General features: G+C 43.1%; 15 protein-coding genes and 1 pseudogene. All 16 read right to left on the reverse strand.

All coding sequences use genetic code 11. The annotated features are described in order from the left end of the window. Positions 1-235: 235 nt before the first annotated feature. Positions 236-1,195 (reverse strand): hypothetical protein, encoded by a 960-nt coding sequence (locus tag DWX73_RS08310; protein WP_118348361.1) that lies wholly within the window; start codon positions 1,193-1,195, stop codon positions 236-238. Beyond that, a complete protein-coding gene (locus tag DWX73_RS08315; protein WP_158556838.1) occupies positions 1,188-2,312 on the reverse strand; it encodes a DUF58 domain-containing protein in 1,125 nt (374 codons plus the stop codon). Before DWX73_RS08315 ends, DWX73_RS08310 begins: the two co-directional genes overlap by 8 nt. Before the next feature lie 9 nt (positions 2,313-2,321). Beyond that, on the reverse strand, positions 2,322-3,263 hold the full coding sequence (locus DWX73_RS08320) for an AAA family ATPase (protein WP_118348363.1): 942 nt from the start codon (positions 3,261-3,263) through the stop codon (positions 2,322-2,324). A gap of 110 nt (positions 3,264-3,373) precedes the next feature. Beyond that, complete coding sequence (locus DWX73_RS08325; RefSeq protein ID WP_158556839.1) at positions 3,374-3,961, reverse strand: metallopeptidase TldD-related protein; 588 nt, start codon at positions 3,959-3,961, stop codon at positions 3,374-3,376. Then, positions 3,913-4,137 carry a hypothetical protein gene (locus tag DWX73_RS08330; RefSeq protein ID WP_118348365.1) on the reverse strand — a complete coding sequence of 75 codons (225 nt, stop codon included), beginning with the start codon at positions 4,135-4,137 and terminating at the stop codon, positions 3,913-3,915. Before DWX73_RS08330 ends, DWX73_RS08325 begins: the two co-directional genes overlap by 49 nt. Then, the gene (locus tag DWX73_RS08335) at positions 4,134-4,691 is read right to left on the reverse strand and encodes a hypothetical protein (RefSeq protein ID WP_118348366.1); all 558 of its coding nucleotides are present in this window, start codon (positions 4,689-4,691) and stop codon (positions 4,134-4,136) included. The genes DWX73_RS08330 and DWX73_RS08335 overlap by 4 nt, the downstream gene beginning before the upstream one ends. Continuing rightward, on the reverse strand, positions 4,691-6,070 hold the full coding sequence (locus DWX73_RS08340; RefSeq protein ID WP_118348367.1) for a TldD/PmbA family protein: 1,380 nt from the start codon (positions 6,068-6,070) through the stop codon (positions 4,691-4,693). The genes DWX73_RS08335 and DWX73_RS08340 overlap by 1 nt, the downstream gene beginning before the upstream one ends. Before the next feature lie 21 nt (positions 6,071-6,091). Beyond that, the gene (locus DWX73_RS08345; protein ID WP_118348368.1) at positions 6,092-7,054 is read right to left on the reverse strand and encodes an ABC transporter ATP-binding protein; all 963 of its coding nucleotides are present in this window, start codon (positions 7,052-7,054) and stop codon (positions 6,092-6,094) included. Between the two features lie 4 nt (positions 7,055-7,058). Beyond that, positions 7,059-8,096 carry an ABC transporter ATP-binding protein gene (locus DWX73_RS08350; protein ID WP_118348369.1) on the reverse strand — a complete coding sequence of 346 codons (1,038 nt, stop codon included), beginning with the start codon at positions 8,094-8,096 and terminating at the stop codon, positions 7,059-7,061. Positions 8,097-8,106: 10 nt separating this feature from the next. Continuing rightward, the gene (locus DWX73_RS08355; RefSeq protein ID WP_118348370.1) at positions 8,107-9,027 is read right to left on the reverse strand and encodes an ABC transporter permease; all 921 of its coding nucleotides are present in this window, start codon (positions 9,025-9,027) and stop codon (positions 8,107-8,109) included. A 17-nt stretch (positions 9,028-9,044) separates the two neighbouring features. Further along, positions 9,045-9,971, reverse strand: coding sequence for an ABC transporter permease (locus DWX73_RS08360; RefSeq protein ID WP_118348371.1), 927 nt, complete (start codon positions 9,969-9,971; stop codon positions 9,045-9,047). An 87-nt stretch (positions 9,972-10,058) separates the two neighbouring features. Further along, entirely contained in the window at positions 10,059-11,768 is a 1,710-nt protein-coding gene (locus tag DWX73_RS08365) for a peptide ABC transporter substrate-binding protein (protein WP_158556840.1), read from the reverse strand. A gap of 154 nt (positions 11,769-11,922) precedes the next feature. Then, the gene (locus DWX73_RS08370) at positions 11,923-12,783 is read right to left on the reverse strand and encodes a MurR/RpiR family transcriptional regulator (RefSeq protein ID WP_118348373.1); all 861 of its coding nucleotides are present in this window, start codon (positions 12,781-12,783) and stop codon (positions 11,923-11,925) included. Continuing rightward, complete coding sequence (gene glf / locus DWX73_RS08375) at positions 12,771-13,928, reverse strand: UDP-galactopyranose mutase (protein ID WP_118348374.1); 1,158 nt, start codon at positions 13,926-13,928, stop codon at positions 12,771-12,773. Before glf ends, DWX73_RS08370 begins: the two co-directional genes overlap by 13 nt. Continuing rightward, positions 13,921-15,701, reverse strand: a pseudogene (gene mutY, locus DWX73_RS15545) (A/G-specific adenine glycosylase). The gene glf and the pseudogene mutY overlap by 8 nt, the downstream one beginning before the upstream one ends. Beyond that, a complete protein-coding gene (locus DWX73_RS08385; RefSeq protein ID WP_242996747.1) occupies positions 15,698-16,141 on the reverse strand; it encodes a 4Fe-4S dicluster domain-containing protein in 444 nt (147 codons plus the stop codon). The pseudogene mutY and the gene DWX73_RS08385 overlap by 4 nt, the downstream one beginning before the upstream one ends. Positions 16,142-16,240: the final 99 nt, after the last annotated feature.

The raw sequence follows: 16,240 nt of genomic DNA on the forward strand, positions 1-16,240 counted from the left end.
ACCCTCGGAAAGTCAAACCTCAGGCGTCAGTAAGTTTTCTATACAGGGTAGCATAACCATTCATCATTATATAGGATTATAGACAGATGTACAATCCATCTGTCTGTTTGCCGTGCAAAAAAACAGATAACAAAATGAAAAAAGCAAAATACAAGTGAGATTTTACCTACTTGCATTCTGCTTTTTTTAATTTTTAAATTAACTTAATGACATTGTCCCGCAAGCGGGATTTTTTTTATCTCATATTCTGCTGAAGTTTCTCAGCTTCTCTTTCATCAAATTCTTCTTTTCTCCCATACCGAATGCATTCATACATTTCATGGATTTTCTGATTGCCTTCTTCGCCGGCCAATCCGACAAATGCTTCGATTTTTTCAGGCGTCCATGCCGGATTAACATTACTTCCTTTCTTCAGACGCCGTCGGATCATTTTTCGGTAATGTTTCCGAAACTGTGACGCTGCATCTCTTTGAAATCTATTTTTGAATGAAATCGGCTTTTTTTGCATCTGAACTGTTTTTTCATCTTTTTCAATTTTCAGCACTTCGTCATCAAACTGAAACCGCACTTTTTCCCATATTTTTCGGTAAATCGTTACAAATGTATACACAACAAGAATACAGGTAAGCACAATCCCAAACACAATCATTATTTTTTCCAGAAATCTTCCAAACGCCGTATTAACAGGCGCATCTCCTCTCAGATCAGCAAAATAATCCATCATCCCCATATTCATTCCGGCTTCTTCTCCCGCTGAAGAGCTTATAGCGGTTTTAGCAAATCCACTGAAAATAAACCGAAGCAAATCCCGCAGCCGGATTGCAATAGACGTACCGATCTCCATGAGCGGAAGCTGCATAAAAAGAAATGTTATTCCACCAATTAGTAATGAAAAAACAAGAAGATACATCCCGTTAATTACCTGAAGTTTTTTCTCCGGAATTCCTTTCATATAACGGTTGGAATTAGCGAACCGATATAGCCGGTGATGATTCCACTGCACAAGAGCAATAATAAAATTAATACCGAAAATCCAAAGTGCAGCCGCAGGCGGCACCGCTGTTTTTATATTATCAAGAATCAGGTATAGAAATATGCATACGATTCCAACTCCTACATGGAACGGCATCCGAAAGCGTTCTACCCATTTCTTATACATGCGGTTGGATAATTTTGTACTTGTTCTGCTATGCATAAGGCACCTCCCACATCATAATATTTTCGGAAAGCTGCTCCAGATCTTCTGTCTTGTCATCAATCCGTTTCACAAGAATCATTTGAGAACCTTCACATACTTCTGCAAGCTTTGGAAAGTCTGCCACTGCATTTCGATTCCGTACTTCACTGATTACAACATACACCGTATCCTGATTCTCTTCACTGAGAATCCGCTCTTTGATACAGGATGCAAAAGAGGTCTGATCCGATGTTTCCGTAAGTCTGGCAAGGCAGCGGCCGATAGCCTCTACATGACTTCTGGCAGCCCCTGCCTCCAAATAGATCGTTTTGCCGTCTAAACGGTCTCTCCCATTCGAAATCAACCCCGTCTGTATTCCCTCTCTGATCAAATGCTCTGCCAGTGCATAAGCAATCGAAATCCCCTTTTCCACAAGGATACGGTTATCCCCGTCATCACTTGCCGCATTCAAAAGAATCACAACTTTCTGGTCTGACATACTTCCTTTCTGCATTACCATCAGCTCTGTACAGCGTGCAGAAGCTTTCCAGTTAATATAGCGCATTTCATCATATGGCTGATATTCTCGCAATCCCCGGAATTCATATGGATCTTCGACCAGAAAACGCCTCGCTGTCACTTCACCATAAATCTTCCTCGCCGCTTTCTCCGACAACTCTGCCGGAACTGCCGCCGGATAGACATAAAGCACGGAATCGGAATGACATTCTTTATGGAACTGTTTTCGATAAAACAGATCGCTTGTAGATAATTCCAGATCCTGAATCTCATAATACCCTCTCTTCTGACAGAGAATAGGAGCTACCCGTCTTACTTTTTCATATCCTCCTATAGAAAACACATCATACCGATAAGTATAATCCGATACCGCGCTATTTTCCTCTTCCAGACAACGGATCGTCTTATCTACACGAAATGCAAGACTGACTGCACTGAGCGGGATATTTTTTCGATTGGTCACAATGATAGAGATAGTTGATTTCTCTCCTGCGTTTAATTCTTCTTCATCAAAATATACTTCCGCCGACAGCCCCCGTCTCGAATATATTTGAAAAAATTTCTGTTGCAGCCACAAAGCAATTCCGGCAGCCGCAAGCATTTCTAACATCATCATCCACATCTTCTAATGACTCCAATCTTCCGTCGGTACCGGAATTCCTTCAAGAATCTCTTCCATAACAGTTTCCGGACGTCTTCTCCCTTCCCCCTTCTGGAGAGAAATACGGTGCGCCAGAACAGGAACTGCCAACTCTTTTATCTCTTCCGGCGTCACAAACCTCCGTCCATTCACATAGGCCAGCGCTTTTGCTGCACGTACAAGTGCAAGTGTCCCTCTCGTACTGACACCTGTAAAAATTTGTTTATGTGTTCTTGTTGCCATTACGATCTTCACAATATACTCCATCAGTTCCTCATGGAGAAATACTTCCTGCACTTCTTTCTGAAGCACAAGAATCTCTTCTGTTTCGCATACCGGCTCCAATTTCTGAAATGGATTGCCGTAAAGAAACCGTTTGATCACTTCCATTTCTTCTTCCGCTTTCGTATTTCCAAGAGAAAACTTCATCAGAAAGCGGTCAAGCTGAGCCTCCGGAAGCGGAAACGTTCCTACTGTTTCAATCGGATTTTGTGTTGCAATAACAAAAAACGGAGCCTCCAGCATATAAGTCTTTCCGTCCACCGTTACTTGCTGCTCTTCCATACATTCCAGAAGACTGGACTGTGTTCTCGGCGTCGCCCGGTTAATTTCATCCGCTAAAAGAATATTACTAAACACCGGTCCTTCTTTAAAAGTAAATATTCCTTCTTTTTGATTATAGTAATTTAATCCAAGCAAATCTGACGGCAGCAGATCCGGTGTGAACTGAACCCTGTGATATTTTGCTTCCACCGACTGCGCCAGCGACTTGGCAAGCATTGTTTTCCCCGTTCCCGGAACATCCTCAAGAAGCACATGGCCTCTTGCCAGAAGCGCTGTCAGAAGCCACCGTGTCTGTTTTTCTTTGCCTACAAGAACACTTCCTATATTCTCTTTTAATCTCTTTATCTGCTCTGTATGATCCATGTTATTCTCCTCCAAGCTTCGTCATCTCCTTTGTTATTATATCACTTCCTTTTCTCTTCGAACAGAAAAAAACAGGAAACTGTTTCTCCAGTCCCCTGCTTTTCTCCTCACTATTTACCAGACACAACAAGTTCTCCGACAGATACAGATGGAGCTTCAAAGATTCCTTCGGCTCCTCCTGTTACGAGATAGTCGTTTGCAATACCCCGAATATTTTTCAGCATATCATAGAAATTACCTGCTACTGCAATCTGGTTCACTGCGCGATCCAGCTTTCCATTTTTCACAAGATATCCTTTTGAAATCAGAGAGAAATCTCCGCTTACCGGATCTGCTCCGGCAAACATGCCGTCACAGGCTGTAATATATAGGCCATCCTGCAGTTCTTCGATCAGCATCTCTCTTGATTTTTCTTCTCCGATCAGTTTTAGATTTGTTACCCCAATTGCCGGAACACTTCGATAACTGGATTTGAACCCATTTCCTGTGGATTTCTTTCCTGCCAGAAGCGCCTCTGCCTGATTGTACAAATATTCTCCAAGAATTCCGTCTCTGATCAGATATTTCTTTACCGTCGGCGTTCCTTCATCATCAAAGCTTCTCGCATTGAGACCTTCCGGATCTTCTACCAGATTTACAATCTCAGATGCTACTTCTTTTCCTGCCTGTCCTGCCAGTTTACTGATATTTTTCCGCACAGTATCCGCCCCAAAGGAGGAAGATACATAGATAACATCTCACAGATAACACTGTTTTTTAAGATGACCGGATATTTCTTCGTCTCTACCGGAGATGCTCCCAACAAGCTGCATGCCTCTTCAATAGCTTCTCTTGCCACTGCTTCCATCTTCAGTTCTCCTGCAGATCCTTTCACATCTTCGCCCCCGGATGTCTGTACTGCATCATTTTCACAGCCTCTGCTCCCACATAAACACCGGCAAATTTAACCGCATCTTCCATGCGTCCTCCACGGTCATTTTGGATTACGATCCGACGAATCGTCTCCCTTGCAGATAAATGAGAAAACTTATTAAAATCCGGATGAATTCCTTCGCACGCTTCCACGGTCTGAAGCAGCTGCTCCGTCATATGTTCCACACCTGAAAGTTCAAATTCTTTCTGACATGTACAATTGCCAAGCTCTTTTGCTTCATAAGGTTCTTTCAAATATTCAGCAATTTCACAGAACTGATCCAGCTTCTCCTCCAAATATTCCTCAGAAAAATCTTCGGCATAAATATATCCTTTATACCCCTGATATTCTCCTTCGACATAGCACGCCTCCACATCACTTTCTGTCTGGAATTCCGGCTGTTTTTCGTAAATATTTACTGATGCGGACTGCACAGATTCCGCATAAAATTCCAGATTCCGGATTCCACGTTCATGTGCGGCTTTCGTAAATTCCTCAATAAATTTCTCCACCATTATCGAATCCCTCCTACTGTCATATTACTTACGCGGATCGTCGGCTGACCTGCTCCGATAAAGAGAGCGCCGCTTGATGCATAGCAGTATCCCTGACGCAGATCATAATCTCCTGCCACCATGTCCACGTTCTGCAGAACTGTTCCGCCGTTTCCAATCAATGTAGCGCCGCGGACCGGAGTCGTCACTTTGCCGTTTTCAATCAGATAACATTCACCTGTACTAAAGTTAAAGTCACCTGTCGCAGATTCTACAGAACCGCCAATAATAGATTTTACATAAAGCCCTCTCTCTGTCGCAGCAATGATTTCTTCCGGAGTACTCTTACCCGGAGCAATATAAGTATTTGTCATACGGGCTACCGGTGCAAATTTATAGTTCTGGCGTCTGGAAGAACCTGTCGGTGCAAGACCTGCACGCATACCATTCAACCGATCTACCATATAGCTCTTCAAAATACCATTTTCAATCAGAATATTTTTCTGAGTTGGCGTACCCTCATCATCAATGTGAAGTGATCCCCACTCTCCATCAATAGAACCGTCATCAATCAACGTTACCACATCTGATGCAACTTTCTTGCCAAGCTTTCCACAGAACTCTGAAGAATTCTTAGCGATTACAGTTGCCTCCAAACTGTGTCCGCAGGCCTCGTGGAAGAGAAGACCTCCGAATCCATTATCAACAACAACACTCATACGTCCTCCCGGACATGGTTCTGAATGGAGTACGACTTTTGCCTGACGTGCAGCTTCTCTCGCACATGCTTCTACATCGATTTTATCGTAATATTCATGCCCCTGCATAGCTCCCGGACCAAAATATCCATTCTGTACATCTGTACCGTTCTGGGCAAATGCTCCGATATACAGACGCGTCTTCACTCTTGTATCTTCTGCAAACAGCCCTTCACTGTTGGCAATCTGAATCTGCTGTTCCATATCAGTCAGTTTTACGCGCATACGGACAATCTCTTCATCATAATCCATTCCTGCACGGATCGCTGTCTGTACCGGCTCCATTTTCCTGGAAAAAGAAAGCCCGGACGGCATCAGAACCGTCGGGGCCATTGTATAAATGTTCTTTTCCCCAAGAATGATTTTGGAAGCCTCTTTCTGACGCATCGCCTTTGTCAGACGCTTTGTCAATTCTTTTAAACTTTCTTCCGTTTTCCGGTTTGTATAGCCATAGTAGCAATTCAAACCTTTAAAGATACGGATTCCAACACCGCTTTCGCGTCCCTGCACACTCTGCTCTACCTTCTCCTGAGTTGCAACTGTCTCTTCAAAAAGACTGTTCTCCTCAAAGACCTCTGCAAAATCTGCTCCCCGCGTTACTGCTTCATCCAGTATCTTTTCAATCATATTCTCAGTTAACATTTTCTCTCTATCTCCTTATGCTTAAATGTCTTTGCAATGATGACATGCAACAAAATGCTCAGGAGCAATTTCCTGAAGTTCCGGGCGTTCTTGTGCACAGATATCTGTAGCATATGGACATCTTGTACGGAATTTACATCCGCTTGGTGCATTGATCGGGCTTGGCACCTCTCCCTGAATCTTCAGACGTGTCATTTTTTCATTTGCATCCGGATCGGCGATCGGAATCGCAGACATCAGAATCTTTGTATATGGATGCGCCGGATTGTCAAAAATTTCCTTACTTCCTGTTATTTCTACAAGACTTCCGAGGTACATAACACCAACACGGTCAGAAATATGACGCACCATAGAAAGGTCATGAGAAATAAATAAATATGTCAGACCTCTTTCTCTCTGAAGCTTAATCAGCAGGTTGACAACCTGTGCCTGAATGGATACGTCAAGAGCAGAAATCGGCTCATCACATACGATAAATTCCGGATTGACAGCTAACGCGCGGGCAATACCGATACGCTGACGCTGTCCTCCTGAAAGCTCATGTGAAAAACGGTTTGCAAAGTCTTCATTCAGACCAACACTCTTTAAAAGTTCTTTTACTTTCTCATCTTTTTCTTTTGCACTGTAATTACAATGCACATCCATACCTTCTGCAATGATTTCTCCAATTGTCATACGTGGATCAAGAGAAGAGTATGGATCCTGGAAAATCATCTGTGCCTTCTGTTTGAAATCCAGAAGATCTTTTCCTTTTAATTTGCTGATGTCTTTTCCGTTAAAGATTACTTCTCCGGAAGTTGGCTCATATAATTTTAATACAGTACGTCCGCAAGTTGTCTTACCGCATCCAGACTCTCCAACAAGACCAAGTGTCTCACCCTTTTTAATGTAGAGACTGACATTGTCCACTGCTTTCAGTGTTTTCTTCTTTCCAACCGGGAAATATTTACAAAGATTTTTAACTTCGATCAACTTCTCACTCATGTCTCTACACCTCCTCGTTCTGTTTGCTTTCTTTTTGTTTATCGTAGAATGATTTTACCTGCGGTGCATCCGGGTGCTGCAGCCAGCAGGATACTTTATGAGTTCCTGTAACGTCCGTCTCTTCCGGCATTGCTTCTTTACAGATTCCCATGCAGTATTCGCATCTTGCTGCAAATGGACAACGTTCCATCTTCATAAGAAGATCCGGCGGTGTTCCCTTCAATGCGTACAGTTCCTGTTTGTTCTCTGTATCAAGTCTTGGAACAGATGATAACAGAGCCCATGTATAAGGATGCTTTGCATCGTAGAAGATTTCTCTTGCAGTTCCACGCTCAATCACCTGGCCTGCATACATAACCTGGATTCGGTCTGCAAAGTCTGCTACAACACCGAGGTCATGTGTTACAAGAATAATCGCTGTATTTAACTCTTTCTTCAAATCTCCGAGCAGCTCCATAATCTGTGACTGAATTGTAACGTCCAGCGCTGTTGTCGGCTCATCGGCAATCAGAAGAGACGGGTTACAGGACAGTGCGATAGCGATCATAACACGCTGACGCATTCCTCCTGATAACTGATGCGGATATGCATCAACACGTTTTGCGGCATCTGGGATTCTTACGAGTTCCAACATATGGATTGCTTCCTCGCGTGCCTGCTTCTTATCCAATCCCCGGTGAAGGATCAAACTTTCCATAATCTGTTTTCCGATTGTCATGGTCGGGTTCAAAGAAGTCATTGGATCCTGGAAGATCATACTAACTTCATCTCCACGGTATTCCTGAAGTTCTTTTTTAGACATCTTCATAACATCTTTGTCACGATACATGATTACGGAATCATCTTTGATTACAGCAAACGGCGGCTGAAGAAGACGCATAATTGCTTTTGCTGTAACCGTCTTACCACATCCGGATTCTCCTACAAACGCAAGTGTCTCACCGGCATTCAGCTCAAAGCTGACACCGCGAACTGCTTTTACTTCTCCGGCATATGTATTAAACGATACTTGTAAATTCTGAACATCTAATATTTTTTCCATATTGCAACTCCTACTTTCTCAATTTTGGATCCAGGGCATCACGCAGACCGTCACCTAATAATGTAAAGCAAAGCATTGTAAGTGCGATCATAAATGCCGGGAAGAACAACTGATACGGATAAAACTGCAGCTGCGGCTGTGCAGCAGATGCAAGTGCACCCCAGCTTGTGTTCGGAGGCTGGATACCAAGTCCGATAAAACTTAAGAATGCCTCTGAGAAAATGTATCCCGGAATGTCAAATGTAATTGCTACGATAACATTACTGAGTGTATTTGGAATCATGTGGCGCATGATAATCTTCCACGGTTTTACACCGAGCGCCTGCGCTGCAAGAATAAATTCTTCGCTCTTAATCGCCAGCATCTGCGCACGCACAAGACGCGCCATACCGCACCATCCGGTAATACACATGGCGAGCAGCAATGTAAATAATCCTTTACTGTCAAGTACAAGAGAAAGTACGATAACAACGATCAGGTAAGGAACACTGATGAGGATCTCAACGATACGCATCATAAATGTATCTACCTTACCGCCGAAATACGCTGCAACACCACCGTAAATACATCCAAGCACCGCAGAAATCAATGCACCAACAACACCGATTGTCAGAGATACACGACCACTGATCCATACACGAGCAAAGATATCTCGTCCTAATTTATCAGTACCAAACCAGTGCTTACCATTTGGAGACAGGTTTCTCGCTGTCTTATCCACTTCCTCAAATGCGTAACCGCTAAGCTTTGGTCCGATGATAACCATAATTACAATAAGTAATAATACAAATAAAGCTACTGTCGCAACTTTATTCTGACGGAGACGGCGCCATGCATCTTTTAGATAGCTTACCCGCGGTCTCGCGATAGCCTCCATCTCATTTTCCTGAATTCCAATAATCTGGAATTTTTCTTTCGCTATATTCTGCATAACTTTACCTCCGATAATTAGTCAGACGTTACCCGGATTCGCGGATCGACGATCATGTAAACGAAGTCAACAATAAGCTGCATTACAATGAAGAGTACTGCATAAAATACAGTTGTACCCATAACCATAGAGTAATCCTGATTGTTGATAGATGTTACATAGTAGAATCCGATTCCCGGGATTGAGAACATTTTCTCTGTTACGAACGCACCTGTAAATACACCAACGATACTGCTTGAGAAAATGGTAATTGCCGGAATTAAAGAGTTACGAAGTACATGACGTGTAATAATCTTACGTTCACTTAAGCCTTTCGCTCTCGCTGTCAGTACATAATCCTGGTTTAATGTATCAAGCATACTGGATTTGATGTAACGTGCATACGTTGCAATTGAACCAAAGCTCAATACGATTACCGGAAGGATCATCTGATTTGGTTTACCATAACCGGATGCCGGAAGCACTCCCAGTTTTACCGCAAAGAAATACTGCATAACTGATGCCAGCACAAAGACCGGTATGGTGGCGCCGAGTATGGCAATAAACATAACAATATAGTCGGGCCATTGATTTTTCTTAAGAGCTGCGATGACACCGAGGAACACACCGATCAAAGTACCGATAATCAAGGCAGTACCTCCGACAGAAGCGGATACTGGTGATGTTCTTGCGATTTCACCTGCAACAGAACGGCCAGGAAATACGATACTCTCTCCGAGATCGAATGTCACAAGTCCTTTCATGTACAACAGATACTGTGTAAACAGCGGTTTATCCAAACCATATTTTGCATAGTAGTTTGCTTTTGTCTGTTCCGGCAATGTCCTTGCCATACTTGCAAGCGGATCACCCGGAATACTTCTCATTAAGAAAAAGGTAATTGTCGCAATTGCGAACAATGTCAAAAACATATAACCGATTCGTTTCAATGCATATTTTACCACGAATTTTTCCTCCTTATCAGGCGACTGAATCATTTAAAAGACGGGCTATTACAGCAAGTCTATAATAACCCGTCTCATATTCAGTTGCTATCTGCCAGATGTGTAAACGTTCTTCCATCCCGGATGAGTAAAGTACAGGTTCTCCTGTCCGTACTCAGCATATTTATCATGCATAAAGTCTCTTGTAAACTGGTGTACTACAGTTGTTGCAAATGGATCTGTTACATATTCATCTAACAGAATCTTCTCTGCTGCAATGTAATCCTGCATACGTTTCTCCGGATCTAATTCAATAACGCCAGCTCTTGTAAGCTTGTCATACTCTTCGTTAGACCATCCTGTATAAATCTGGTTTGCATTAGACAAATGAATACTTAACATATCATATGGATCGTTGTAGTAAGCGCCCCATCCCATCATACCAATCTGATAGTTACCAGACTGCAGGTTGCTCTCAAAGATAGACCAGTCAGCAAATTCAATCTTCAGATCGATACCAAGCTGTTCTTTGTACATCTGCTGTAAGTACTCGCCAAATGTATGGAACCACTCATCTGTACCACCAAGTGAGAATGTTACATCCAGTTTCTTCGGATCATTTCCTAATCCTAACTCTTCCATACCTTCGATCAGGATATCCTTTGGAGTCTTTCCTTCTGCTTCCATCTCTTTTCTCTGTTCGCTGATTGTGTCTCCTGCTTCTTCTCTCATGCTCTTTCCTTCTACAGAAAGTGCCGGAGCGATCCATCCATATAATGGCTCTCTCAGGTTGCTGTATGCCATGTCATTCAGTTCTTCCTGATCTGCTGCCATTACGAATGCCTTACGTACATTCTTGTTAGAGAATAATTTATCTGTTGTGTTAAAGAAAGCAAATGTAATATTACCACCGGAAATCTTTGTATATTTCAGGCTGGAATCTGCTTTGTATTTCTCAACCATCTCAGCAGAAGATGCACTCATTACATCAAGCTGTCCAGCATCAAATGCATTCGCTACTGCTGCTGTATCTGTAATAATCTGGTAATTTACATAGTCCAGATCTACATTCTCAGCATCCCAGTATTCTTCGTTCTTCACGATTTTCATTTCACTGTTATGTGTCCAGGACTCTAATTTGAATGGTCCGTTATAAGCAAGTGTATCAGCTTCTGCACCATACTGATCTCCTGCTGCCTCTACTTTATCCTTTCTCTGTGGATAGTAGATACTTGCATCACAGCTCTCCAGGAAACTTGGCATTGCTGCATTTAATGTAATCTCTAATGTATGCTCATCTACAGCTTTTACACCTAATTCTTCAACCGGGCTTGCCCCTGTAGATACCTGATCATAGTTTTTAATTGGTGTCAGGAAATATGCATTCGGACATCCTGTTGCCGGATCTGCACTTCTCTGAAGAGAATATACATACTGATCTGCTGTTACCGGTTCTCCGTCATCCCATTTTCTGTCTTCTCCAAGATGGAATGTCCAGACTGTACCGTCTTCACTTGTCTCCCATGATTCTGCATCACCTGGCATGATCTTGTATTCTCCGTCTCTCTGCTCAATACGGATCAGACCTTCCAGACAGTTCATGAGAATATCACTTGAATATGAATCTGAACGACGGCTTACGTCAAGTGTTGTCGGTTCAGAAGCTAAATATGTATTGATATACTGTTCAGCATCTTTTCCGCCTTCTTCTCCTTTTGCACTGTCTCCGCCTTTGGAATCACCACCGCCGCCGCATGCAGCAAGGGATGCTCCCATTGTCATTGCCAATAATAAAGCAATTATCTTCTTTCCTTTCATAAATTGCCCTCCTTTTATAGCGTTTACTATATTTACATTTAAGAATTTTAGCATTTTAATGTAATTTAGTCAATAAATAAGCGCGAAAATATACATTATCTATAACGAATTGTCATTTTGCATATTTTCACGCTTTATTTTTTATACAATAATACTATTGACGAAACAACTCTGTAAAGCTTTGGTCAGCGGACATTTGTCTGTCAGATGCACTCACCTCAATTTCAACTGCTGAAGCCAGTAGATTGAGGACTGCCATCGGTGAAGACAGGTTGTTCATAAACAGTCGTGTAGAAGACGGCGCCAACAGAAGCACATCGCTGAACTCCGCAATCGGGGATTCCTCTACGTTCGTAATTCCGATCACCTTTGCCCCGCTTTTCTTGCTGAACTCAACAATTTTCGTTGTCATAAAATAGTAATCCGGGAACGAAAATGCGACAACTACTGTTTCCTCTGTAATCAGCGGCAGCAGTGCATGGATCTCATCGTTTAATTCCGTGTCCATCACAATCCCAGGAAGTCCCGATGTACTAATCCATATCTGAAGGGCTTTGCACATCAGCACAGAAAAACCTCTTCCACAAAAGACAATCCGCTTTCCCTGCATAATGATGCGAGCGGCTTCAATTACCTTTTGCAGATCCAACTGCGCCAACGCATGATTGACACATTCCTTCTCTTCTTTTCGGATCGCATCCAGAAGCGCTTCCCGTTCCTCTAATTCATATTTCGGAATGGCTGTAGACGTATACTCATTTTCCTTATGAATTTCAAACTGTTCCTGCATACTGACATATTTACGGAACTCATATTTTACTTCATTAAAATTCTCATATCCAAAATCTGAGCAGGCTTTCAGTATTGTTACCTCTGTCGCATCCACTGCTTTACTCAGTTCTTTTAACGTAATAAATGTCATTTGCTCTGGGTGTGCCATCATATAGTCTGCAATCTGTTTTTGTTTTTTCGTCATACTCGGATATTTTTCCTTGAGTACTGTTAATATTTCCATAACTTCTCCTCTAATAATTCTCTGCTAAGTTTCATCGCCCTCTCTACGATCGCATCAATATCATAATATTGGTATTCTGCAAGTCTGCCCAGTGTATAGAAATTTTTGATATTTTTTGCATCAACGGCATATTTTTCATATAATGCACGATTTTGTGCATTCTCTATCACATAATACGGAATTTCATCCGGTTTTCCCTCATAATCCCTCGGATATTCCCGGCTGATCGTTGTTCCGTTTATTTTCTGTCTTGTAAGATATTTATATTCTGTAATTCTTGTAAATGCGTCACTTACCGTATAATTTACTACCGGAACTCCCTGATAGCTTTCTTTTTCCATATGTTCAAATGTAATCTCCAGTGTGCGGTACGGCAGACGTCCATATTTGCAGCCGAACAATTCATCCAACGCTCCGGTAAAAATGACTTTCCCTTCAAATTTATCCCCTGCGTAATATATCTGCCCGTTTTGCACCTCTGTACAGTCCTCAAGGCTTGTTCCTGTTTTCACAGTAATATTGGGATGATCCAGCATATTTTCAAACAAAACTGTGAACCCTTCTGACGGAACTGCCTGATACTTATTTGTGAAATATCCATTGTCATATGCAACTTTGACCGGAACTCTGGCAGTAACGCTTTTGTCGATTTCTTCCGGCTTCTTCCCCCACTGTTTCATCGTATAGTGGAGATAAATATTTTCATAGACATACTCGCCGATTCGTTTCAGATCCTGATCTGATGTATGAAGCAATTCCAGAACAGGCACCTTCGTTCCCTGTCCGTAACTGTCAATCAGTTTCTTTTCTATCCGATCTGCATCTTCCCCAAAAACAAGATGCAGTGTATTCAAATTGAATGGAACCGGAATCAATCCTTCTTTTGTCTTTGCTTTTACTTCATGCTGAAAATGTTTCCATCCGGTAAACTGGGACAGAAACTCCCATACCTGCTCTCGATCTGTATGGAAAATATGCGGTCCATACAAGTGAATCAGTACCCCATAGGGATCTTTCTCATCGTAACAGTTGCCCCCCACATGATTGCGTTTTTCCAACACAAGAACCTGTTTTCCCGCTTCTGCCAATATCCGGGCCGCTGTACTGCCGGCTGCTCCGGCTCCGGCTATGATCACATCATACATTTCTTCTGCCCTCCTGATCAAATTTCTCCTGCCCTAACTTTATCTCAATATAATCTGTATATGTCTCAAACGCCGCCGGGATTGGGTACTTCTTCTCGACCTCTGACGGCGCTGCAAAAATCATCTCTTCCCTGCATGACTTTTCAAGCTCATCTACCTGGATCAGATATCCGGTCATATGCCACTCAATATGACTAAAGATGTGCTTTCCTTCCGGAAGCGGCAAGACACGGATCGGAGCCAGACCAATTTCTTTTGCATAGGCAGCCGCCTCATCTGCATCCAGTTTTCCTTCCAGGTTCGGCAATTCATAAAGCCCTGCCAAGAGCCCTTTGTCGGGGCGTTTTTTTACTGCTACGGTATCTCCGTCCCGAAATACAAAGACCGTTCTCTCCTCTATGCGCCGTGCTTTTCCTTTGGAACGCACCGGAATCTCATCTGTCAGACCATTCAGAGATGCCAGACAAAATGGTTTCAGCGGACATTCACTGCATTTCGGCTCGCCGTTCGGCACACAGACCATCGCACCGACTTCAATCAAGCCTTGATTAAAATCACTCGCTGCCTCCGCCGGAATCACAAGTTCCAGCTGCTGTTCTATCCTCGTTCGCACTTCCTGACGCATAATATCCTGCTTTAGACCAAGCAGACGCGCCACAACCCGCAGGACATTCCCATCTACCGCCGGTTTTGGGATTCCATACGCAAATGAACTGATCGCTCCCGCAGTATAAGAACCGATACCGCTCAAAGACTTAATCTGATCATACTCTGAGGGGAATTTTCCTCCATACTCTTCCATAATCTGAATTGCTGCTTTTTGCATATTTCTCACACGATTATAATAACCAAGCCCTTCCCACAGCTTCAGCAGCCGGTCTTCCGGAGCCTTAGCCAATGCTCGATTGTCGGAAGTGCCTCCATAAATCTTGCATAAAACGGTTTTACTGCTTCTACTCTTGTCTGCTGCAGCATAATCTCTGATACCCAAACACGATAAGCAGTCGGATCTTCCCGCCACGGAAGCATCCGTTTATGCTGCCGGAACCAGTGGATAAGCGGCAGTACACTTTGTTCCAACCGCGACTCCGGAAGAATCACTGGAATACGTTTTCCTGCTGTAATAGAATTTTTCTTTACCGTACAATCAAGCGCGAGCAGCTCCACACCGCTTTCCCGCGCCCGCGAAAGAGCATCGGCAAATTCCGGATGTGTCTTCACATTCGGTGTCAAAAACCGTACCTGCTTCATCTGGATGACAAAACATACAACAGCTTCATATCCTTCTTCCCTCGCTGATATCAACTCTTCCACATGCTTTACTGCCCGCTCACTTGGTGCATCCGGAAATTTTGCAATTCCATCTTCTTCCAACGTCACGCCCTTGACTTCTATGAAAATTTTTCGTCCTTCCTCCGTTTCCACATAAAGATCAAAACGGGAATTTCCGTAAGTCACTTCTGTCTTAATCTGAGACACCCGGTCAAACAGCCTGCCTTTTTCAATATATTCTTTCACAACCTTGTTTGGAATCTGAGAGTCCATATTGACAATCTGTCCGTTTTTCTCAACTGCGATCAGATCCCATTTTGTTTTGCGCTCCGGATTCTCTGATGGCTGCAGATAAACAACAGCCCCCGGATACAGAAGTTCCCGGCACCGCCCTGTGTTTTTCACATGGACACATTCCCTCTGCCCTTCTATTTCTACATATGCAATAAAACGATTCGGGCGTTCAAGAAACCTCCCTGTCTCTATACGGCTATATTTCACAATTTACTCCTTTTTCTCTGCTTCCAGACAAACTGCACCGGCAAAGCAAGTACGCACACAGGCAGCTTGCGCCCGTTTCGTATTTCTTCAATACAGCCGTCACATTTTGCCATCTTTCCATTCTTATCAAACCGGATCACATGCATCGGACAGGCTGCTTCACAAGTACGGCAGCCGATACATTTTTCTTTCTCTACGAGAATAAAACCTGTCGCTTCATCCCGGTAAATGGCTCCATGCGGACACGCTCTCATACAGGCACCGCAATGAATACATCCCGGACAGATTGTTTTCTGGAATCCCTCTTCTTCATTTCTGATCGTTCTGGTGGCACGAAAGCTTTCTGCATCTTCGGCGTCCACCGGATAATGAGCATCTATGCAGGCGATATGACAAGCAAAACATCCGCTGCATTTTTCTTGGTCAAAATTCAGTTTCATTGCCCTTACCCCCTTTTCTCTACGCGGCAGAAATAGCTTTTGTATGCCGGAAATCCTGAAATCGGGTCCACATAATCCAGATCGATCAGCTCATTCGCA

The sequence above is a fragment of the Coprococcus sp. AF21-14LB genome (assembly GCF_003458885.1).
In the GTDB taxonomy this organism is placed as follows: Bacteria; Bacillota; Clostridia; order Lachnospirales; family Lachnospiraceae; genus UBA9414.

Coding starts and splice junctions, on each gene's coding strand:
- DWX73_RS08310 (WP_118348361.1), bottom strand. CDS start 1,195: ATGCATAGCAGAACAAGTACAAAATTATCCAACCGCATGTATAAGAAA.
- DWX73_RS08315 (WP_158556838.1), bottom strand. CDS start 2,312: ATGATGATGTTAGAAATGCTTGCGGCTGCCGGAATTGCTTTGTGGCTG.
- DWX73_RS08320 (WP_118348363.1), bottom strand. CDS start 3,263: ATGGATCATACAGAGCAGATAAAGAGATTAAAAGAGAATATAGGAAGT.
- DWX73_RS08335 (WP_118348366.1), bottom strand. CDS start 4,691: ATGGTGGAGAAATTTATTGAGGAATTTACGAAAGCCGCACATGAACGT.
- DWX73_RS08340 (WP_118348367.1), bottom strand. CDS start 6,070: ATGTTAACTGAGAATATGATTGAAAAGATACTGGATGAAGCAGTAACG.
- DWX73_RS08345 (WP_118348368.1), bottom strand. CDS start 7,054: ATGAGTGAGAAGTTGATCGAAGTTAAAAATCTTTGTAAATATTTCCCG.
- DWX73_RS08350 (WP_118348369.1), bottom strand. CDS start 8,096: ATGGAAAAAATATTAGATGTTCAGAATTTACAAGTATCGTTTAATACA.
- DWX73_RS08355 (WP_118348370.1), bottom strand. CDS start 9,027: ATGCAGAATATAGCGAAAGAAAAATTCCAGATTATTGGAATTCAGGAA.
- DWX73_RS08365 (WP_158556840.1), bottom strand. CDS start 11,768: ATGAAAGGAAAGAAGATAATTGCTTTATTATTGGCAATGACAATGGGA.
- DWX73_RS08370 (WP_118348373.1), bottom strand. CDS start 12,783: ATGGAAATATTAACAGTACTCAAGGAAAAATATCCGAGTATGACGAAA.
- glf (WP_118348374.1), bottom strand. CDS start 13,928: ATGTATGATGTGATCATAGCCGGAGCCGGAGCAGCCGGCAGTACAGCG.
- DWX73_RS08385 (WP_242996747.1), bottom strand. CDS start 16,141: ATGAAACTGAATTTTGACCAAGAAAAATGCAGCGGATGTTTTGCTTGT.